General features: G+C 46.2%; 15 protein-coding genes and 1 tRNA gene. 14 read left to right on the forward strand and 2 right to left on the reverse strand.

What is annotated here, in order from left to right; all coding sequences use genetic code 11:
* Positions 1–2 precede the first annotated feature (2 nt).
* From glgD to dut, 7 genes are all read left to right on the forward strand, one after another.
* Positions 3–1,127, forward strand: coding sequence for a glucose-1-phosphate adenylyltransferase subunit GlgD (glgD, locus tag OCV54_RS05775; protein ID WP_022217271.1), 1,125 nt, complete (start codon positions 3–5; stop codon positions 1,125–1,127).
* A gap of 79 nt (positions 1,128–1,206) precedes the next feature.
* On the forward strand, positions 1,207–1,467 hold the full coding sequence (gene spoVG, locus OCV54_RS05780) for a septation regulator SpoVG (RefSeq protein WP_015533695.1): 261 nt from the start codon (positions 1,207–1,209) through the stop codon (positions 1,465–1,467).
* A gap of 151 nt (positions 1,468–1,618) precedes the next feature.
* On the forward strand, positions 1,619–2,353 hold the full coding sequence (locus OCV54_RS05785; protein ID WP_055223057.1) for a sugar phosphate nucleotidyltransferase: 735 nt from the start codon (positions 1,619–1,621) through the stop codon (positions 2,351–2,353).
* Between the two features lie 43 nt (positions 2,354–2,396).
* Positions 2,397–2,954, forward strand: coding sequence for an aminoacyl-tRNA hydrolase (gene pth / locus OCV54_RS05790; protein WP_015533697.1), 558 nt, complete (start codon positions 2,397–2,399; stop codon positions 2,952–2,954).
* A gap of 12 nt (positions 2,955–2,966) precedes the next feature.
* On the forward strand, positions 2,967–6,533 hold the full coding sequence (mfd, locus tag OCV54_RS05795) for a transcription-repair coupling factor (protein ID WP_055223059.1): 3,567 nt from the start codon (positions 2,967–2,969) through the stop codon (positions 6,531–6,533).
* 57 nt (positions 6,534–6,590) lie between these two features.
* Positions 6,591–7,619: a SurA N-terminal domain-containing protein gene (locus OCV54_RS05800; RefSeq protein ID WP_242859635.1), complete on the forward strand. Its 1,029-nt coding sequence runs from the start codon at positions 6,591–6,593 to the stop codon at positions 7,617–7,619.
* A 13-nt stretch (positions 7,620–7,632) separates the two neighbouring features.
* Positions 7,633–8,079, forward strand: a complete 447-nt coding sequence (dut, locus tag OCV54_RS05805; protein WP_055223061.1) for a dUTP diphosphatase — start codon at positions 7,633–7,635, stop codon at positions 8,077–8,079.
* A 53-nt stretch (positions 8,080–8,132) separates the two neighbouring features.
* Here the strand turns inward: dut and nrdG are convergent, their stop codons facing one another.
* Positions 8,133–8,672, reverse strand: a complete 540-nt coding sequence (gene nrdG, locus OCV54_RS05810; protein WP_022217277.1) for an anaerobic ribonucleoside-triphosphate reductase activating protein — start codon at positions 8,670–8,672, stop codon at positions 8,133–8,135.
* Positions 8,673–8,819: 147 nt separating this feature from the next.
* Positions 8,820–10,946 (reverse strand): anaerobic ribonucleoside-triphosphate reductase, encoded by a 2,127-nt coding sequence (gene nrdD, locus OCV54_RS05815; protein WP_055146687.1) that lies wholly within the window; start codon positions 10,944–10,946, stop codon positions 8,820–8,822.
* 482 nt (positions 10,947–11,428) lie between these two features.
* On the opposite strand from nrdD, the gene tig reads away from it, so the two are divergent.
* The 7 genes from tig (at position 11,429) to lysS (ending at position 21,270) form a co-directional block, all read left to right on the forward strand.
* Positions 11,429–12,658: a trigger factor gene (tig, locus tag OCV54_RS05820; RefSeq protein ID WP_015533703.1), complete on the forward strand. Its 1,230-nt coding sequence runs from the start codon at positions 11,429–11,431 to the stop codon at positions 12,656–12,658.
* A 22-nt stretch (positions 12,659–12,680) separates the two neighbouring features.
* Complete coding sequence (locus OCV54_RS05825) at positions 12,681–13,787, forward strand: FKBP-type peptidyl-prolyl cis-trans isomerase (protein ID WP_055223063.1); 1,107 nt, start codon at positions 12,681–12,683, stop codon at positions 13,785–13,787.
* Positions 13,788–13,969: 182 nt separating this feature from the next.
* Positions 13,970–16,177 carry a fibronectin type III domain-containing protein gene (locus tag OCV54_RS05830; RefSeq protein WP_055223065.1) on the forward strand — a complete coding sequence of 736 codons (2,208 nt, stop codon included), beginning with the start codon at positions 13,970–13,972 and terminating at the stop codon, positions 16,175–16,177.
* A 17-nt stretch (positions 16,178–16,194) separates the two neighbouring features.
* A complete protein-coding gene (locus OCV54_RS05835) occupies positions 16,195–18,390 on the forward strand; it encodes a fibronectin type III domain-containing protein (protein ID WP_022217281.1) in 2,196 nt (731 codons plus the stop codon).
* Positions 18,391–18,568: 178 nt separating this feature from the next.
* A tRNA-Leu gene (locus tag OCV54_RS05840) sits at positions 18,569–18,652 on the forward strand.
* 77 nt (positions 18,653–18,729) lie between these two features.
* Positions 18,730–19,215: a transcription elongation factor GreA gene (gene greA, locus OCV54_RS05845; protein WP_015533707.1), complete on the forward strand. Its 486-nt coding sequence runs from the start codon at positions 18,730–18,732 to the stop codon at positions 19,213–19,215.
* Positions 19,216–19,221: 6 nt separating this feature from the next.
* Positions 19,222–21,270 carry a lysine--tRNA ligase gene (gene lysS / locus OCV54_RS05850; RefSeq protein WP_055146672.1) on the forward strand — a complete coding sequence of 683 codons (2,049 nt, stop codon included), beginning with the start codon at positions 19,222–19,224 and terminating at the stop codon, positions 21,268–21,270.
* Positions 21,271–21,581 lie beyond the last annotated feature (311 nt).

Raw genomic sequence — 21,581 nt, forward strand, 5'->3', positions numbered from 1 at the left:
ACATGAGAGCATTAGGAATTATTCTGGCAGGTGGTAACAGCAATAAGCTGGGAGATCTTTCAGCAAAGAGAGCCGTTGCAGCCATGCCTATCACAGGAAGCTACAGAGCAATTGATTTCGCACTTTCCAATATGACCAATTCTCATATTCAGAAGGTAGCGGTATTCACACAGTACAACACAAGATCACTGAATGAGCATCTGAACTCAAGCAAGTGGTGGGATTTCGGAAGAAAGCAGGGAGGTCTGTTCATCTTCACACCTACCATCACAGCAGCTAACAGCTACTGGTACAAGGGAACAGCAGATGCACTTTATCAGAATATCAAGTTCCTCAAGGAGAGCCATGAGCCATATGTAGTTATCGCTTCAGGAGACGGTATCTACAAGCTCGACTACAACAAGGTTCTTGAGGAGCATATAAGCAATGGTGCAGATATCACGGTTGTATGCAAGGATATGGCACCGGGCGAGGATGACATCAACAGATTTGGTGTTATCAAGATGAACGAGGATGGCAGGATCATAGACTTCGAGGAGAAGCCTCTTGTGGCAGGAACCAACACGGTTTCCATAGGTGTATATGTCATAAGAAGAAGACAGCTCATCGAACTCCTTGAGACATGTGCCAACGAGGGAAGAAATGATTTCGTAAGAGATATTCTCGTGAGATATAAGGGTGTCAAGAGAATTTACGGATACAAGATGGACAGCTACTGGAGAAACATAGGAACAAAGGAGTCATATTACAGAGCTAATATGGATTTCCTCAAGAAGGACGTAAGAGACTTCTTCTTCAAACAGCATCCGGATATCTACTCAAGAGTGGATGATCTCCCACCAGCAAAGTACAATGCAGATGCGGTGGTAAATAACAGCTTGATAGCAAGCGGTTGTATCATCAACGGAACCGTTGAGAACTCAGTTATATTCAAGAAGGTATACATTGGAAATAACTGTGTGATCAGGAACTCGATCATACTTAACGATGTCAACATCGGTGATAATTCCATCATCGAGAATTGTATCGTGGAGAGCAGGGATACACTCCGCGCGAACACAGTACATCAGGGAACACCTGAGGACATCAAGGTAATAGTGGAGAAGGATTTCAGATATGCGTTGTAGGATGCATACGGTATAAGTAGTACAAATGACAGTTGCGTGTGGGATCGCAATGTGTGTCAGGGTTAAGGGGGTAATTCAGATGCAGATAACTGATATCAGGATCAGAAGTGTTGAGAAGGAAGGCAAGATGAAGGCGGTTGTTTCTATTACGATCGATGACGAGTTTGTTGTGCATGACATCAAGATCATCGAGGGTGAGAAGGGCATGTTCATCGCGATGCCGAGTAGAAAGGCAGCGGATGGAGAATATAGAGATATCGCTCATCCGATCAATACAGCTACAAGAGAGCGTCTGCAGAGTATGATTCTTTCAAAGTATCAGGAATCTTTGGAAGAGTAATACCAGTCTCAAATAGACATTCAGAGCCAGTGCTAGAGGCGTAAGTCACCAAGCTGATAGCATTGGCTCTTTTTATATGGTCTTGTAAAAAAATATAGTATAAAGTAGAATGTATCTGTTTAGATCCAGATAGAATATGGAGGATATAATAATGGTAAAATCAGTTATACTTGCGGCAGGCAAGGGAACAAGAATGAAGTCAGATAAGCCAAAGGTAGTTCATCAGGTGATGGGAAAACCGATGGTATATTATTCTATAGAAGCGGCGCACCAGGCGGGTGCAGACGAGGTGTGTGTGATCGTTGGATACAAGGCAGACGAGGTGAAGTCAGCCATAGCTGTCAGTGTCAACGATGTGAAGGTTGACTATGCGCTTCAGGAGGAGCAGCTCGGAACAGGCCATGCGGTAAAGTGTGCTGCAGATTTTATTGGACGTGATGGGGATGTGATCATACTCTGTGGAGATACACCGCTTGTGACAGGGGATACACTCAGAAAAGCACTTGATTTCCACAAGGATAGCGGGAATGGTGTAACCGTAATATCGGCGATGCTTGATGATCCATTTGGATATGGAAGGATCATAAGGGACGGTGACAGCCTGGCAAAGATCGTGGAGCAGAAGGATGCTGACGAAGCGGAGCAGGCTGTGAAGGAAGTTAACTCGGGCATGTATATATTTGACTGCGCAGCACTTCAGGACGCACTGTCACAGATATCAAATGACAACGCCCAGGGAGAGTATTATCTTCCGGATGCGATAGAGATAATAAAGAAAATGGGGCTTCCGGCTTCCGCTGTTCCGATGGACGATGCTGACCAGATAAGAGGAGTCAACACCCTGGAGCAGCTTGCAGATGCTGAGAAGATCATGGAGAACAGATAACAATAGAACGATCCACCTGGGTGGAGGAAAATGGAGAGACCAAATGAAGATCATAGTTGGACTTGGCAATCCCGGTGCGAAATATGCCGGAACAAGACACAATGTAGGATTTGCGGTTCTGGATGAGCTGGCAGAGAGACATAATATAAGGATAGACACTGCAAAGCATAAGGCACTTATAGGAAAGGGTATAATAGACGGAGAGAAGGTCATACTCGCCATGCCTCAGACATTTATGAATCTCAGCGGAGAGAGCGTAAGGGCGATAATGGACTTCTACAAATGCACGGTTGAAGATCTGATAGTCGTGTACGATGACATAGATCTTGACGTCGGTAAGCTCAGGATCAGACAGAAGGGAAGCGCCGGCGGTCATAACGGTATGAAGAATATCATACAGCACGTTGGCAGCCAGGAATTTGTCAGGATCAGAGTGGGTGTTGGCAAAAAGCCGGATCACATGGATCTGGCTGATTATGTGTTGTCGAGATTTGGAAAGGAAGATCTGGCGAATATAAGAGAGAGCTGTGGTAATGCCTGCGATGCGGTGGAGACCATACTGGCGGATGGCACAGTTGCAGCTATGAATAAGTTTAATTGAGAGTGATGGAGAATGATACGTGTACTTGGTGAGCCATTTGAAAAACTGAATATATATACAGAGTTGAAGGAGTGGCTTGCATCCGGAGATGGATTTGTCAATGTGACAGGTACGACGGGCGAGGGCACGGACAGAGTATTCATGATGCAGGGCTTCGGTGATGACGCATCGGTGCGCCTGATACTGACATATAACGACAGGCGTGCGGAGGAGCTGTACAGCGATATGAAGTTCTACGGAAGGGATGTATATATGTATCCTGCAAAGGATATTCTGTTCTTCAGTGCAGATGTCCACGGCAATGCCATAACCAGACGGCGCATGGAGGTCCTTCGGCGTCTGGCAACGGGAGAACCATGTACGATCATAGCCACGGTAGATGCAATGTATGACAAGATACCTGCACTGTCCTATATGAAAAAATACGTGATAAATATCCATGCGGCACAGTCTCTTGATCTGGATGAGCTTAAGGGCAAGCTGGTGGACCTTGGTTATGAAAAAACTGACAGTGTGGAGGAGCCGGGACAATTTGCCATACGAGGCGGTATCGTGGACATATTTCCGCTGACTGAGGAATGTCCATACAGAATAGACATGTGGGACGATGAAGTCGATACCATCAAGACATTTGATGCGGAGAGTCAGAGATCCATAGAGAATGTGGATGAACTTGTAATTTATCCCGCGGGAGAGATGGTGCTTTCAAAGGAGAGGATCGACAGAGGTATACACAGGCTGGAGGCAGAGCTGAAGCCGTATGCGAAGAAGCTTAAGGATTCATTTCAGACGGAGGCGTATGCCAGGATAAAGGGCGAGATAGCCACGCTGAAGGAACAGCTCACGGAGTTCAGTGCGATATACGGAGTGGACAGCTATGTTGATTATTTCTACAGTGACACGGTGTCTCTGGTGGACTGCCTGCCGGAGGATGCGTACATTTTCATAGATGAGACGAAGAAGGTCACGGAGAAGGCGGATGGCAGTGAGAAGAGTTTTCTTAGCAGCCTGACGCACAGGCTGGAGGGGGGATATATCCTCCCGGGGCAGATGAAGGTTCTGTTCACTTATGATGATGTCCTGGAAAAATGCAGACGCTACAAGGTTGTGGGCTTTGACTCATTTGTGGGTGAGGATGACCGTGTAAAGTATGCTCACCGCGTGGAGATCGAGAGCAGGGAGGTTCACAGCTACAGGAACAATTTTGATGCGCTGGTTACTGATATCAAGAAATGGAAGAAGGACAAATACAGCGTCCTGTTCGTATCGCCATCATCGGTCGGTGCGAAGAGAATGGTCGATAACCTCATGGACAATGACGTCATATGTCATTACCTGAACGACCCGGACAAAGCTCTGGCTGCCAGAGAGATGGCGGTCATGCCGGGAAGGCTCAGAGCCGGTTTTATGATCCCGGAGATGAAGCTCATCGTGGTCAGTGAGGGAGATGTGTTCTCCAGCAAGACATCACATTCGCAGGCTTCGAGGAAGAAGCTGCCGCGTGCCGGGGAGATAGTAAAGTCATTCTCGGATGTGAGCGTGGGCGATTATGTGGTCCATGAGAAGTACGGAATAGGTATCTATCGTGGGCTTGAGAAGATAGAGGTCGACGGCGCCTTGAAGGACTATCTGGTTATCGAGTATGCTGAGGGCGGCAAATTATATGTCCTGGCTTCCGAGACGGACAGGATCCAGAAGTACAGGAGCAAGGAGAGCCGAGCCCCGAAGATCAACAGACTCGGTGGCAGTGAGTGGCAGAAGGTAAGAAACAAGGTTAAGGGCCATGTCAGCGAGGTGGCTCAGCATCTTGTAAAGCTGTACTCAGAGAGACAGGCGAGGGAAGGCTTTGCCTATTCTCCTGATTCCGAGTGGCAGAAGGAGTTCGAGGAGACATTTCCTTATACTGAGACTGACGATCAGTTAAAGGCCATAGAGGATGTCAAGGCGGACATGGAGAGCCATAAGATCATGGACAGACTGGTGTGCGGAGACGTTGGATTTGGCAAGACTGAGGTGGCGATTCGTGCTGCGTTCAAGGCTGTCGGTGACAGCAAACAGGTTGCGTATCTTGTGCCGACCACGATCCTTGCCGAGCAGCATTATGAGACGTTCACAGAGCGAATGAAGGATTATCCAGTGACGGTGAGACTGTTGTGCAGATTCTGTACCCAGAAGGAGATAAAATCTACACTCAGAGAGCTGAAAGAGGGCAAGGTGGACATAGTCATAGGAACCCACAGGCTGCTCTCAAAGGATGTGGAGTTCAAGAATCTGGGACTTCTCATAATAGATGAGGAACAGAGATTCGGTGTAAATCACAAAGAGAAGATAAAAGAGATGAAGACCAATGTGGATGTTCTGACACTGACGGCGACGCCTATCCCGAGAACACTCCATATGAGTCTTGTTGGAATCAGAGACATGAGCCTGCTTGAGGAGCCTCCGGTGGACAGGAGGCCGATACAGACCTATGTCATGGAATATGACAGGGAGCTTGCCAGGGAGGCGATTGCCAGAGAGCTTGCAAGGCATGGTCAGGTATACTATGTGTACAACAGGGTCGAAGGCATAGAGAGATTTGCGGATGATGTGAGAAGCCTCGTGCCATATGCAAATGTAGAGTTTGCCCATGGACAGATGGATGGCCGCACGCTGGAGGACATCATGTACCGGTTCAACAAAAAGGAGATAGACGTGCTTGTGTGCACGACCATCATAGAGACCGGACTTGATATACCGAATGCAAATACCATAATCATACACGACGCTAACCTGTTTGGTCTGGCACAGCTCTACCAGTTACGCGGAAGAGTTGGTCGCTCGGACAGAAGTGCATTTGCATTTATGTTCTACAGGCGCAACAAGATGATATCTGAGGTCGCTGAGAAGAGACTTAGAGCGATAAAAGAATATACGGATCTCGGCTCGGGAGTCAAGGTGTCCAAGGCGGATCTCAACATCAGAGGTGCGGGAAGCGTCCTGGGCGAGAGTCAGTCGGGCAACTATGAGGTCGTGGGCTATGACCTTTACTGCAAGATGCTTAATGATGCGGTCAGGGAGCTCCGCGGCGAGAAGGTTTTCCATGAATACGAGACGGAGATAGACCTTCCGGTGGATTCGTTCATCCCTGAGACGTACGTCAAAAACGACTTTGTCAAGCTGGAGCTTTGTAAGAGAATATCCCTCATCAAGAATGAGGATGAGTACAATGACATAGTGGATGAGCTCATTGACAGATTTGGCGACATCCCTGACGAGACAATGAATCTTCTTGATGTGGCACTGTTAAGGGCAAATGCAAATATCTGCTTCATAACCCGTATATGGTACAAGGACGGAGACCTGAGATTTGTCATGTACAACAGGGCTGACATAAATGTAGATGGGATAGATGAGCTCGTTAAGAGTTATTCAGGCAGGATGAAATTTGTCATGGGGGCAAAGCCTGAGTTTATATTGAAGCTTGGACGGGAGGAGAAAAATGATCTTCTCAGAAAGGCGGAATTTGTCGTGGCGGATATGTCCCAGATGTTGATAATGACCCACAGTGAAGAAGACAGTGTGGATAACAAAGCATAGATAATGAGTTAGAAATATACAGACAGGAGAATACAAAGATAAGGAGGTGCGGTTCAATTGAAGAGATGGTTGTGTGTGCTGCTGGCGCTCATATGTGCATTTGCCGTGACTGGATGTGGCAGTGATGCCACTGAGGAGACTGGCAAGGAGGTAGTTCTCAGATACAACGGGCAGAACATAGAGATAGACGAGGTGTATATTTATGCCCAGACTGTGAAGGAGGAGTACGAATCAAAGTATGGCAGTGACGTGTGGAAACAGAGCATAGTGACTGATGATGGTCTGGAGATGGATGCCGTGGATGCAGCAAGGCGTCAGGCGATATCAAAGCTCATAAAGACCAAGACACTTATAACCAAATCCGGGGAGTACGGCATAAGCCTGACTGCAAGCGAGCAGAAGGATCAGGATACGGCGGCGCAAGAGTTCTATGACAAATTGACTGATGCCCAGATCGCAGAGATTGGACTTGAACTCGATACGGTGAAGAGAGTTTTGCGTGAGAGCGCACTGGCAGACAAGATATATGATTATGTGATGAAGCAGAGCTCCACGGAGATATCCGATGAGCAGGCCAGGATGAGTACATTTTATGACATGTTCTTTGAGTGCTACTCGGAGGACGATTATGGAAATATCACCCTGTACTCACAGGACAAGATAGATGAGCAGAAGAAAAAGGCGGATGCGGCATATGAATCCATAGTGGAAGCCTCGGATGGCACAGATATGGATATATCATTCCTTGGAAGCGCAAAGGAGCTTAAGTATGCGGGAACACATACGATGAGCAGGGATGATATATTGAGCACCTATGGCCAGGATACGCTGGACATACTGTACAGCATGTCGGATGGCGAGGTATCCACGGTGGTGGAGACTGAGTATGGTTATCATATATTCCAGATGATAAGCATTACGGATGAGAAGGCCACGGCCGAGAACAAGAAGAAGCTCACGGATGCCGCTGATGCGGAATACTATGACAACCTTATGAAGGACTGGATAGATGAGCTGGACAGCGGATATTCATACAGTAAGAGTGTGGATATGGATGTGTACAACAAGATAAAATTTGACGAATAAGAGGAGAAGAAAGATGGCAACAGTATACGATATCAATATTAAGAAGCTGGATGAAAAGGCAGTCATACCGACATACGGTTCAGAGTACGCAGCGGGGGCGGATCTGTATGCGTGTCTTGATGAGGCGATTACTATAGAGCCGGGACAGACGGTGATGGTTCACACGGGTATAGCCATGGAGATACCTGAGGGATTTGCAGGACTTGTGTATGCGAGAAGCGGTCTGGCATCCAAGAAGGGGCTTGCACCGGCCAATAAGGTTGGAGTTGTGGATGCGGATTACAGAGGGGAAATCATGGTTGCACTCCACAATCACGGAACCCAGGCACAGACGGTTGAGCCTGAGGAGAGAATAGCACAGCTTGTGATCGCTCCTTATATCGTTGGAGAATTCCATCAGGTGGATGAGCTCAGCGATACAGTAAGAGGAGCCGGCGGATTCGGTTCAACAGGAAAGTAACAAAAAAGCGGCCGGGCATCATCATTTTAATGGTGTGCCAGACCGCTTTTCTTTTATTTAAAATACTTTCCGCTTTCATCCCACAGGACTGTGGTGCCTGTCTTCAAGGACTTTGGTACATCTATGATACGCTGGTTCCTTGAGCCCTTGAATCTCAGTGACAGATCCTTCTGTTCGTCTATGAATTCTCCGTCCACAAGGACGTCAATGTAGGAGAGAAGTTCTTTTGTATACTCCCATTCATTACACATGCGGTCTAAGAGATCGGTTTCAAATGTATAACCGGTGTAGCACCAGATGGTCTTGTCAGGGTAGGTCTCCTTGAACTTTCTTGCCAGAGGAAGAAGCCCCTGCTGGTTCACATATTCCATAGGTTCTCCGCCGAGCAGGGAGAGACCTGCTATATAGTCCTCCTTGCAACTATCTATTATGTGGTTGATCTCCACATCCGTGAACGGCTTGCCGTAGCCGAAATCCCATGTGTCAGCGTTGAAACAGTTCTTGCAGTGGTGTGTGCAGCCGGATACAAATACAGACACTCTGACGCCGGTTCCGTTTGCAACATCAAATAGTTTGATATCTGCGTAATTCATAATGTGATCCCTTCTAAATTTATCTTAAAACAAAAGTATGGCCTGCGTTGCCCTCTACGACATGCAGACCATACAATTGAAATTATTAATGCATACTGTTATTTTATATCAGTTGCCTGAATATATCAAGTGTTTTTCTATAAAAGACTATAGATGAAGCACTCTTGCCTTTATCTCTTTGGTCTTGCCCACGTTCCAGAAGTTCTCGCCCAGATAACCGCAGGTTCTTCTGGTAACATTCATCTTGTTGTGATCCTTGTTGCCACACTGCGGACATTCCCATTCGCCGTCATCGTTGATGAGGATCTCACCATCGTATCCACATACATGACAGTAGTCAGACTTGGTGTTGAACTCAGCATACTGTATGTTGTCGTATATATATCTTACGACCTCTGCCAGAGCATCCAGGTTGTTGCGCATGTTTGGTATCTCAACATATGAGATGGCACCACCTGATGATATGGTCTGGAACTGGCTCTCAAATCTGAACTTGCTGAATGCATCGATCTTCTCGCGGACATCAACGTGGTAAGAGTTGGTGTAGTAGCCCTTGTCTGTGACATCCTTTATGGTTCCGAAACGCTCTTTGTCGATACGTGCAAATCTGTAGCAAAGGCTCTCGGCCGGAGTTCCGTAGAGTCCGAAGCCAAGTCCCGTATCTGCCTTCCATTTGTCGCAGGCTGCGCGGAGCTTGTGCATAAGCTTCAGTGCAAATTCCTCGCCCACAGGATCTGTGTGGCTCACACCACGCATGAGCTTGGTGGTCTCATATACACCGATGTATCCCAGTGATATGGTTGAGTAACCGTTGTGGAGCAGTGGATCGATGACCTCGCCCTTCTTAAGTCTGGCGATGGCACCGTACTGCCAGTGGACTGGGCTGACGTCAGAGGTTACACCCTCGAGGGCTCTGTGGCGGCACATGAGTGCGTCGTAGCAGAGCTGCAGTCTTTCATCCAGAAGACTCCAGAACTTGTCATCGTCTCCCTTTGCAAGTATAGCTATCTGTGGAAGATTAAGACTGACAACTCCCTGGTTGAAACGGCCTTCCCATTTATATTCTCCGTTCTCATCCTTCCATGGGGAGAGGAATGAACGGCATCCCATGCATGAGAATACATTTCCCTCGTAGTTCTCACGCATCTTCTTGGCTGATATGTAATCAGGGTACATTCTCTTGGCAGAACACTTGATGGCGAGCTCTGTGATATAGTCGTACTCACCGCCCTTGAGGCAGTTGTGCTCGTCAAGGACATATATGAGCTTAGGGAATGCAGGTGTAACATACACGCCTGCCTCGTTCTTGATTCCCTCAAGTCTCTGTCTGAGGATCTCCTCGATGATCATGGCGTTCTCCTTGATGTACTCGTCGTCCTCTCTGAGGTTGAGGAAGAGAGTGACAAATGGAGACTGGCCGTTGGTGGTCATCAGAGTATTTATCTGATACTGGATAGTCTGGACTCCTGACTTCAGCTCGTCCTTGAGTCTCTCTGTGATGAGCTTCTCAAGTGTGTCAGGGTCTATCTTGTCGCCGAACTCTTCGGTGTATCTCTTTTTATATTTGTTGTAGCTCTTTCTGAGGTACTTTCCAAGGTGACGGACATCGACTGACTGGCCGCCGTACTGGCTGGATGCGACAGATGCGATGATCTGAGTCACGATGGTACATGCCACCTGGAAGCTCTTAGGGCTCTCTATGAGCTTGCCGTTCATGACTGTGCCGTTGTCAAGCATATCCCCAATGTTGATAAGGCAGCAGTTGAATATAGGCTGGAGGAAATAATCTGCGTCGTGGAAGTGGATGGCGCCCTCCTCATGAGCCTTGGAGATCTTCTCAGGGAGGAGCATTCTCTTGGTAAGATCCTTTGATACCTCTCCTGCGATAAGATCACGTTGTGTGGATGCGACGGTGGCATTCTTGTTGGAATTCTCCTCCATGACATCCTTATTCCTGTTCTGGATAAGACTGAGGATAGAATCATCAGTCGTATTTGCCTTTCTGATGAGCTCGCGGCTGTATCTGTATATAATGTAGGTCTTGGCAAGGACAAACTTGCCGTCGGCCATAAGCCCCTGCTCGATGATATCCTGGATATCTTCAACGAGCATTCTCTTTCGGTTCTTGGCTTCGATGCTTCCGACGATCTCCTCGATCTTCTCGTCAGAGATCTTCTCACAAGGCTCAACCTCCGAGTTAGCCTTCTGGATAGCCAATATGATCTTGCTTCGGTCGTAAGAAACAGCACGACCGTCTCTCTTGATAACTTGCATTTCCCATTCTCCCTGTGTGTGATGTGAATGGGCGTTAAAAAAAGTACGCCCCCTAAATATTGTATACTACCATACAGGAGACATCAATATATGGTATGCCGACTGAAAAAGCCGCAAAAAAATTAGCGACAAATAAGGTGCCTCGTCGCAAATCTCACACTGATGTCTCAACATGGTCGATTATATCATTCCCAATTTTGTTTGTCTACAGGTTATTTGCAAAAAGTACAAAATATAGAAAAATAAAAAATATGTAGACACAACATATTGTGGATTTGCCTTTGAATAATGTGGGACAGACAAAATACATCACAAAAACAGATGTAAAACTGCCTGTTATAGGAATGTGAAATCATTTGTGAGAATTCTATGAATTATTTCAAATTGCTTTATTTTTACAGGAAAATATGGTATAAGTTTACTCGTTGAAGTTTATCATGAAGATGGTTACACTTCTAATAAAAAGTAAAAGAGGTATGATTATGCGAAAATTTAATAAGGGATGTGCAGTTGTTCTTGCACTCGCTCTGTCCATGTCATTTATGACAGGCTGTGGCGACAGTAATGGTACGAGTGGAAAGCTGGATAATACAGCGAGTAAGGCAACATCTTCTGATGCTACAGAGAGTGCTGACAATTCATCAGAAGAATTTGCTTCTATAGAGGATATGGTGGATCAGTATGCGGCAGATGTCACACTCGGTGAATACAAGGGCATGGAGTATGAGGAGAAGGGCACTGATGTCACGGATGATGAGGTTCAGGCCAAGGTTGATTCATTTGTGAACGGACTTGCTACATTTGATAAGGACACAACCAGCGAGGCGAAGAACGGAGATACAGTAAATATTGACTTTGTCGGAACTGTAGATGGTGAGGAGTTCGATGGAGGCAATACCAATGGCAGCGGATATGATCTCGTCCTTGGTTCTGGTTCATTCATAGATAACTTTGAGGATCAGATAGTTGGACATAAGCCGGGAGAGACATTTACCGTGAATGTAACCTTTCCTGAGAATTATGGCAAGGATGAGTTAAATGGCAAGGCGGCCAAGTTCGAGACGACACTTAACTATATAAAGATAGATAAACCGGCTACATACAATGATGAGCTGGTTGCAAACAATACTTCATATAAGACAACTGCTGAGTATGAGGCATCTGTACGTGAGCAGCTCAAGCAGGACAAGGAGGATTCAGCTCTTGCAAGTGCTCAGAATGAGGTCATGGTTGCCGTTATAAACAACAGTACAATAGAGAACATATCAGCAGATGATGTTCAGGCGAATGCTGACAAGATCATAACATCCATAAAGACTCAGGCAGAGACAAACGGAATAGAGTATGACACATATATCTACTATTACTATGGATATGATGACAGCGCTGCATTTGAACAGTATGTACAGCAGGTTTGTGAGGAATCACAGAAGGAGAGAATGGTCGTATGTGCCATTGCCAAGAAGGAGAATATCAGTGTCACAGATGACGAGGCTGATAAGTATATAGCTGATTATGCAACGAAGAACAGTGTTGATGAGTCTACGCTCAGACAGAATCTTACAGACGTTGAGATAAAGTATAACGCTCTGGCAGAGAAGGTCATGAACTTCCTTATGGACAATGCAAAGGCGACAACTGGAGCAACAACTGAGGCTGCAGAGACCACAGAGTCAACAGAGGCGGCTGACGCAGAGCAGGCTGAAGAGTAAGTAAAGGGGTACGGAGAAAGATATGAGAGCAAAGAAGATATTTGCAGCAGGAATGGTGGCAGTCATGTGCGCAGGCCTGATGACAGGCTGTGGCAGCAATGACACAAAGAGCCAGTTTAAGAAGTTTTCAAAGTGTGCGACCATAGACAAGGCGGCATACACTGATATCGAATATGTTCCGGCATCGAGAGAGGTGTCCGAGGACGATGTAAACAGTGCGATAAGCAGTTTTTGCAGTGACAATTCTGAGACTACAGAGGATAAGACCAGCACAGTGGCAGATGGCGACAAGATCAATGTGGACTATGTTGAGACTGTCTCAGGAACAGAGAAGGACAGCAAGACAGATTACACACTGACCATGGGAAATAACACTCTTGGTGATGGCAGTGACGATCAGCTCATAGGAAGTAAGCCGGGTGATGTCAAGACGATCACAGTGACATATCCTGATGATTACAGCGACACAACAGTTGCCGGACTTACAGCAGAGTACAAGGTTACGATCAATTATATATCAGTTACCACGGTGCCTGAGTACACAGACGCACTGGTCAAGAAGGCTACTGATGGTGAGTACACAACAACCGATGACTACACAGCACATCTGAAGGAAGATGTTCAGAAGGACAAGGACGATTCCGCGGACGAGACAGACAGAACTTCTGTTCTCAAGGCTGTTGAGGAGAAGGTTACATTTGACAAGTATCCTGAGGATGAGGTAGCTTCCTACGTTCAGTCCATGGTGTCAAATGTGAGAAGTGCCGCAGACAACTACGGAATCGACTTCGAGGCATATATGAAGTATTTCTATGGATATGAGGACGAGGCATCATTCCTTGAGTACCTTCACACCACAGTTGAGAACGTCATGAAGGAGAAGATCGTTGTGTCATGCATAGCAATGGACAATGACCTCATCGCCGATAACGCAGACATAAAGGCGTACAGACAGAAGGTTATGGACAAGAACAATCTGGAGAATGACTCAGACGTGGACAAGTATTACTCAGAGTCAGACCTGATGTTCTATGCCACAGAGGAGAACGTGCTTGACTATCTCATGAACAGATCAGTTCAGGTGGAGGCAACTGCAACAGATGCATCTGAGGCAGCCACAGAGGAGTAAGCTGCACGCGATATATTTGAATATGGATAAGCTGATAGAGACCGAGGTTTTATGCCCGGTCTCTATTGTCGTCTATAGACAAATGAATCTGTGGTTTATCCACATTGACTAAGGGGCTCCGGGAATTTAAAATAAAAGAGAACATGTCTTTATTTTAAAGATAGAAAAGGAAAGGGGATATTATGAGAAAGAACATTGCGAGAAAATGTCTGTGCATTGCTCTGGCTTCAGCCATGATGCTCGGTGAGGCGGGCACGGCTATGGCAGCCAGTGTGGAAAATGCGGCAGACGGAAGAACTGCTGCCACAGTGGCGGCGGAGGAACAGGCTGATGTGGCGGCAGCCAATGTCAGCATATGGTATGCGGGAGCTTATAAGAACTCAAGGACCATAACGATCAATGCAAGCGGCCGGGCTTACAGAGTTGAGGTCTGGGTCAATGGAGTAAAGTGCGGGGAACAGTACAACGGAGAGGACCAGCAGTCCTTTAGTATTAACTGTGAGATCCCGGCGTTGCTTGATTCCACCTACAACGCAGAGGTTAGAGCCTACGATTCAAATGGAGAGGTGACTGTACAGAAGGTTTCACCGGTCAAAACTGACAAGGTGAGCTTTGATGGTGATCCTAGTGTTAGTGTAGGATATACAGTCGGAAGCACTGGCTATGCAAAACCAGGCTATGTGTCTGTCAGCGTATATCTTGATAGCAGGCATTCAGATGAGGTCAAGTATGAGGTTCAGAGAGCGACCAAGTCAGGTGGGCCATTTACCACGATTGCAACGGGAAGTGAATCTTACACGTCAAGACTTGCATATCTTGACAGCACTGCGAAGACCGGAACTACATATTATTACAGATTCAGGATCGTGAGCGGTTCAGATCAGTATGTGAAGACGAGCAAGGTCATAGCTACAAGTAAGACAGCTTCAGTAAAGGTGGGCATTCCAGAGGTGGATCAGCTCTATGCTTCAAGCATGAATGTATCAGAAAAGATAAGTAAGCCGGGAGTATTCCTGTGGATGACCAGCAATTTTGCAAATCAGTACGATGTGTACCGCTCAACAAACAAGAGCAAGGGCTACAGAAAGATAAAGACTATATATTCTGCTGATTTCACGGACACAGCGGTCAAGAGTGGAACGGTATACTACTACAAGGTAGTGCCAAAGTATTACGACTCACAGACACGAAAGATAACAACAGGAAAGACATCTGGTGTTGTCGGCGTAAAGTTTATCATGAATGCAGCAGGTGCACCTAGCCTTATACAGACAGGCAACAGATCACTGAAGTGTACATGGGCTGCGGACAATACCGCAGACGTATCATACGAGGTATGGGCAAAGAGAACCGATATAACCGGTGATGCATACAAGCGTATGGTGGTCACCAAGAAAAACTCATGCACCCTTACAAAGCTTGATCCGAACGGAACATACAAGGTGATGATAAGGACAGTCAAGAAATCAGGAGCTGCCGTGAGATATGAGACGACAGATACATCTGAGAGGACCATGGGTTACACCAAGAGAGTCCAGGATCTGACTGCGGGAGCTGTATCTTCATCACTGAACGGCAGGAAGGATGTCCTGTCTGTAAGATATTCTCTCACATGGTACAGAGACTGGGGCGCATCAGGATATGTTATATCAGGCCTCAACAGCAGTACAGGCAAGATAGAGACCATCAAGAAGATAAAATCGGGAAAAAAGACATCATATACATTTACAAACACAAGTGCCAAGGGCAAGGAGCGCAAATACTCTCAGATATATGTGAGACCATATAAGGGAAAGGCAAGAGGCGAGGATAACACTCTGTGGAATTCAGAGATGCCAAGTGCAAAGCGTGTTAAGGCTGTAAAGAAGAGCACAACATCGACCAAGATAACATGGTCTGCTGTAAGCGGGGCAAAGGAATACTATGTATACAGAACTACAGAGCTCGGTGTACGCCAGTACATAGGATCGACAAAGGCAACTAACTTCACGGATGTGAACGTGACAGACGGAATGAAGTATACATACTCTGTTGTTGTAGGCACAGACTTTGGATTCAGCAGCGGATATGATTTGTATAGCAGTGACTATACACATAAGCTTACATCACCGGCCATAACAAAGGTTGTAAACGGTTCCAAGGGTACAGCGACTGTAACATGGAAGAAGGTTACAAATGCAACCAGATACTATGTATATCGTTCAACCCGCAAGAATGGAACATACAAGCTGGTCGGCAAGACTGGAGCTACAAAGCTTTCATACATGAACAAGAAGCTCAAGAAGGGAACGACCTATTACTACAAGGTTGTGGCTTCAACAGTTAATGATGGAGGAAAGACAGTCAAGTCAGTTGCATCACATGCAAAGGGAATAAGGATCCGCAAATAGATGAAAAGGGGTAAACTATGAAGAATAGATTGATAAAGAAAGCTTTATGCGTGGCGCTTGCTTCAACCATGGTGTTTGGTGAGGCATTGCCAGCAATGGCAGCAGACGGCAGTGCAGATGTACAGTCCGCTCAGGCTGAGGTGGCGTTTGCTGAAGAAGCATCCATAACATATTTTAGTGTAGGAGGTCAGGATACCGTAAGCAGCGGTTCTGTACATATAAGCGCTTTGGGATATGGAACAGAGGCTGTTCTCTATGTAAATGGAGCATGGTATGACTCGTGGACAGGCAGTGACTATGACGGAAGCTGGCATGTGGATACGGAATTCAGAGGAGTTGCCGGTGCGACATATCAGTTTAAGCTGGTAGTCAGTGATGACAATGGACAGACGGTGTCGCAGGAGTCGGGAAAGATATATTTTGAAGCACCTAAGTTCAGCCGCAGCAGGAAGCCTTCAGAATACGTATCATATTCTACGGGAGATACCGGATATAGAGAATTAGGTGGAGTATCTGTGTCGTTCCCATTTGACAGCTACGTACAGAATGATATCTGGTATGAGGTGTACAGATCCACAAAGCCATCAGGAGGCTTTACGAAGATTTTGTCAGGCGTCGGTTACATGTATGGAGCTTCTGAAGTGAGGTATTATGATGATAATGTAAAAGTAGGTAATACCTATTACTATATGGCGAAGATAGTAACCGGAACTGACTCATACAATAAGACATCCAGGGTTGTAGAGACATCAGCCGTTGCAAAGGTGGACTGCAGGCTTGGAACAGCGGAGCTTTCAGTCGATAGAGGCGCAAAGGGTGCTGATATAACGGTATGCGATTACGGCGCTGCTAACCAGTTCGATCTGTACCGTTCAACTTCAAAGACAAAGGGCTTTAAGAAGATAAAGACGATATACACACCGGAGTATACAGATACAACAGTTAAGGCTGGAAAGACATACTACTACAAGGTAGTTCCAAAGTATTATGATGCCTCTACCAGAGCGGTTTCAAAGGGAACTGCAAGTGAGGTCCGCGGCGTAAAGATACTCATGGGTACCACAGAGCTCACAGCGGTTCAGAACACAAAGAGCTCAGTAAAGCTCACATGGGATAAGGCAGCCGGAGCAAATATGTATGAAGTCTGGTATATGAGATCCGATATATCGGGAGACAGATATAAGAGAGCTGTTGCGACAAAGGGAACATCATGCACCATCAAGGGACTTGCATCTGGCGCTGAGTATTCATTCAAGCTTAAGAGCCAGAGTGTTTCAGGCGGAAAGGTCATTTGTGAGAACGTGACATACAAATGGCTCCAGACCGGATACACAGAGAGCGTGAGAGAGCTTGGGGCTGTCTCATCCACGGTATCTGCAAGCAAAGACAAGAAAAACCTGACGATATACACCAATCTCAAGTGGAACAGAGTCTGGGGAGCTTCAGGCTACAAGATATTTGCGAGAAATAACTACACAAATAAGCTTGAGCAGGTTGCAGTGATCAAATCTGCAGCCAGAAATACATACAAGTTCAAGAATACAGGAAGCAGCAGTAAGGGTATTAAGTATTACTCTGCATACGTAGTGCCATACAAGGGTAAGAAGCAGGGCGAGATGACATCCGTCAGCGTCAACTATATCCCTCTTGCTAAGAATGTAAAGGCTGTGAGAAAGTCCACATCCGAGGTCAGAGTTACATGGTCAGCGGTGCCTGGTGCAGATTCTTACACAGTATACAGAATGAACCCTGTTCTCGGCACAACCCAGTGGCTGGGACAGACAAAGTCAACAAACTTCAGTGACCGCAAGCTCACGACCAAGCTTGAGTATACATATTTTATACAGCCATCGACAAATGTCAGCGGGGTTAACTGCAGCATTGACTATGAAGCTGCAAAGCAGTATAAGGCAGTGTATACACATGCTGTAGGTACACCAAAGATGTCAGGTGCATCTAACACCGGAGCCAAGAAGATCACAGTAAAGTGGAGTAGCGTTACAGGAGCGAAGAACTACGTAGTATATCGCGCAACCAAGAAGAATGGTAAGTACACTAAGATCGGTACAACATCATCATGCAGCTTTACAGACAAGAAGGCTGCAAAGGGCAAGACATACTATTACAAGGTCGCTGCAGTGGCAGTTAACGACGGTGGATGTGCTGCTCAGTCAGCATACTCCAAGACCGCCAGTGCCAAGAGCAAAAAGTAATGGCATATGTTAGGTAATAACAAGCAGTAGATATATTTGCGGGAAAACATATATACATGCATGGAAATGTGGTATATATGGTTTCCCTTTTTTATGGGAAAATGCTTGCGGAAATGCAAAAAAAGTGGTTGACATACCAATGCAAACAGTATATTATATTAACGTTCGTTGTGAACATGCGGAAGTGGCGGAATTGGCAGACGCGCAGGCTTCAGGTGCCTGTGGTAGCAATACCGTGTGGGTTCAAGTCCCATCTTCCGCATTTTTTTATACCATAGTATGCGGAAATGCTGAGCTGTGGAGTCAATAATTTATGATATTTAGGAGGTATGTGCGGCAATGGCAGAGAAGAAGAATGTGGTTACTTATTCAGGTCTCAAGAAGATAGAGGAAGAGCTTCAGAATCTGAAGGTTAATAAACGTAGAGAGATCGCAGCTAAGATCAAAGAGGCCAGAGAACAGGGAGATCTGTCAGAGAATGCAGAGTACGATGCAGCCAAGGACGAGCAGAGAGACATCGAGGCAAGAATCGAGCAGCTCGAGGCCATGCTCAAGAATATAGAAGTAGTCGACGAAGATGAGGTCGATACAGGAGTTGTAGGTATCGGATGTAAGGTAGTTGTATATGACTACGAGTTCGATGAGAAGATCGAGTACGATATCGTTGGTTCATCACAGGCGGATATCATGAACAACAAGATCTCAGATGAGTCACCTGTTGGAATGGCACTCAAGGGTGCAAAGGTTGGCGAAGAGGTTCTGGTGGAGGCACCGGACGGAGAGTTTAAGTACAGGGTACTTGATATTAAGAGACAGGAGCTGTAAGAGAAGATGGCAGAGCAGAATAACAAGGGAAAAGATCAGGATCTTAATAAGCTGCAGATGGTGCGCCGCGAGAAGCTGGCAGACCTTCAGGCGGCAGGCAAGGATCCATTTGTCATAACAAAGTATGATGTGCAGCAGCACAGTGCAGATGTGAAGGAGATGTACACAGCACATGAGGCAGAGCTTCTGGCTGGTAGACAGACACCTTCAGTTGAGGACCTTGAAGAGGCAGAGAAGAGAGAAGTTTTAAACAACGATTACAATGAGAGAAGAGCCATCATGGATGCTTCACCTATCAATGTGAGCATCGCAGGACGTATGATGTTCAAGCGTGTCATGGGTAAGGCTTCTTTCTGTAACATTCAGGATCTTAAGGGCAACATTCAGGTGTATGTTGCAAGAGATCAGATCGGTGAGGAGTCATACGCTGACTTCAAGAAGTCAGATATCGGTGATATATATGGAGTTAAGGGATATGCATTCAGAACAAAGACTGGTGAGATATCCATACATGCAGAGGAGATCACACTTCTCTCTAAGTCACTCCAGATCCTTCCTGAGAAGTTCCACGGACTGACAGATACAGATATGAGATATCGTCAGAGATATGTGGATCTCATCATGAACCAGGACAGCAAGGAAGTATTTATCAAGAGATCACAGATATTAAAGGAGATCCGTAACTTCCTGGCAGGACGTGACTTCATGGAGGTTGAGACACCTATGCTGGTCAGCAATGCCGGTGGTGCCGCAGCCAGACCATTTGAGACACATTACAATGCACTCAATGAGGATGTAAAGCTCCGTATATCACTTGAGCTCTACCTGAAGAGACTTATCGTCGGCGGTCTTGAGAGAGTATACGAGATCGGACGAGTATTCCGTAACGAGGGTGTTGACACACGTCACAACCCTGAGTTCACTCTGATGGAGCTGTACCAGGCATACACAGATTACTATGGTATGATGGAGCTCACAGAGTCCATGTTCCGTTACCTCGCAGAGAAGGTATGTGGAAGCACCAAGATCTCATACAACGGAATCGAGATCGACTTTGGCAAGCCATTTGAGCGTCTGACTATGGTTGACGCTATCAAGAAATATACAGGTGTTGATTTTGACCAGGTTGCTGATGACGCTGAGGCGAAGAAGATCGCTGACGAGCATCACGTAGAGTACGAGGAGCGCCACAAGAAGGGCGACATCGTGAACCTGTTCTTCGAGGAGTTCTGTGAGGAGAAGCTGATCCAGCCTACATTCATCATGGATCATCCGATCGAGATCTCACCACTTACGAAGAAGAAGCCTTCAGACCCTACAAAGGTTGAGCGTTTCGAGCTCTTCATCAACACATGGGAGATGTGTAACGCTTACTCAGAGCTGAACGATCCTATCGATCAGCGTGAGAGATTTGCCGCTCAGGATGCGAATGCCGCAGCCGGAGATGACGAGGCTGAGCACACAGATGAGGATTTCCTCAATGCGCTTGAGATCGGTATGCCTCCAACAGGCGGTATCGGTTATGGTATAGACAGACTGGTTATGCTCCTTACAGATTCACAGGCGATCAGAGATGTTCTTCTGTTCCCGACTATGAAGAGTGAGGGTGGTTCAGATTCTGATTCAGTATCTGAGACAGCCGGTGACAACAACGGATTCTTCACACCAAACGAGAAGATCGATTTTTCCAAGGTAGATATAGAGCCACTTTTTGCTGATGAGGTTGATTTCGAGACATTTTCAAGATCAGACTTCAGAGCGGTAAAGGTTAAGGAATGTTCAGCAGTGCCAAAGAGCAAGAAGCTCCTTCAGTTCACACTGGATGACGGCACAGGCACAGACAGAACCATCCTCTCAGGAATCCATGCATTCTATGAGCCAGAGGAGTTAGTCGGCAAGACACTTATTGCAATAACAAACCTTCCACCTAGAAAGATGATGGGAATCGATTCATGCGGTATGCTTCTTTCAGCTATCCATGAGGAAGAGGGCGAGGAGAAGCTTCACCTTCTGATGGTTGACAACCATATTCCTGCAGGTGCGAAGCTCTATTAAGATGAGAAAACTGAGCCTTGCGGCGGTGTGCGCTTGCGAACACCGACATAAGGCGAAAAACACACGGAGACGTCAGTCGACGTGATGTAAAGATGTACCGTTTTACCAAATAGACGGGACATACTTCATTTGATAAAAATGAAAAACAGCGATTTACATCAAAATTACATCATTTGATGCAGAAATCGGTGTAAGTAAGAAAAAATTGCATGATTAGTACGATGAATGGGCAATTCCAATTGGAATTGCCCATTTTTGAAAAGAGGAAAAATATGAATATTAAGGTATATCTTGGTGCAAACGAAGGTAAT

The organism is Coprococcus aceti (assembly GCF_025567285.1).
GTDB classification, from domain to species: Bacteria; Bacillota; Clostridia; order Lachnospirales; family Lachnospiraceae; genus Coprococcus; species Coprococcus aceti.

Bases quoted from the DNA above. Each gene is read 5' to 3' on its own strand.
- nrdD (WP_055146687.1), bottom strand. From the start codon at position 10,946: ATGCAAGTTATCAAGAGAGACGGTCGTGCTGTTTCTTACGACCGAAGC.
- lysS (WP_055146672.1), top strand. From the start codon at position 19,222: ATGGCAGAGCAGAATAACAAGGGAAAAGATCAGGATCTTAATAAGCTG.
- tig (WP_015533703.1), top strand. From the start codon at position 11,429: ATGCGAAAATTTAATAAGGGATGTGCAGTTGTTCTTGCACTCGCTCTG.
- greA (WP_015533707.1), top strand. From the start codon at position 18,730: ATGGCAGAGAAGAAGAATGTGGTTACTTATTCAGGTCTCAAGAAGATA.
- OCV54_RS05785 (WP_055223057.1), top strand. From the start codon at position 1,619: ATGGTAAAATCAGTTATACTTGCGGCAGGCAAGGGAACAAGAATGAAG.
- dut (WP_055223061.1), top strand. From the start codon at position 7,633: ATGGCAACAGTATACGATATCAATATTAAGAAGCTGGATGAAAAGGCA.
- OCV54_RS05835 (WP_022217281.1), top strand. From the start codon at position 16,195: ATGAAGAATAGATTGATAAAGAAAGCTTTATGCGTGGCGCTTGCTTCA.
- pth (WP_015533697.1), top strand. From the start codon at position 2,397: ATGAAGATCATAGTTGGACTTGGCAATCCCGGTGCGAAATATGCCGGA.
- nrdG (WP_022217277.1), bottom strand. From the start codon at position 8,672: ATGAATTACGCAGATATCAAACTATTTGATGTTGCAAACGGAACCGGC.
- OCV54_RS05825 (WP_055223063.1), top strand. From the start codon at position 12,681: ATGAGAGCAAAGAAGATATTTGCAGCAGGAATGGTGGCAGTCATGTGC.
- mfd (WP_055223059.1), top strand. From the start codon at position 2,967: ATGATACGTGTACTTGGTGAGCCATTTGAAAAACTGAATATATATACA.
- glgD (WP_022217271.1), top strand. From the start codon at position 3: ATGAGAGCATTAGGAATTATTCTGGCAGGTGGTAACAGCAATAAGCTG.
- spoVG (WP_015533695.1), top strand. From the start codon at position 1,207: ATGCAGATAACTGATATCAGGATCAGAAGTGTTGAGAAGGAAGGCAAG.
- OCV54_RS05830 (WP_055223065.1), top strand. From the start codon at position 13,970: ATGAGAAAGAACATTGCGAGAAAATGTCTGTGCATTGCTCTGGCTTCA.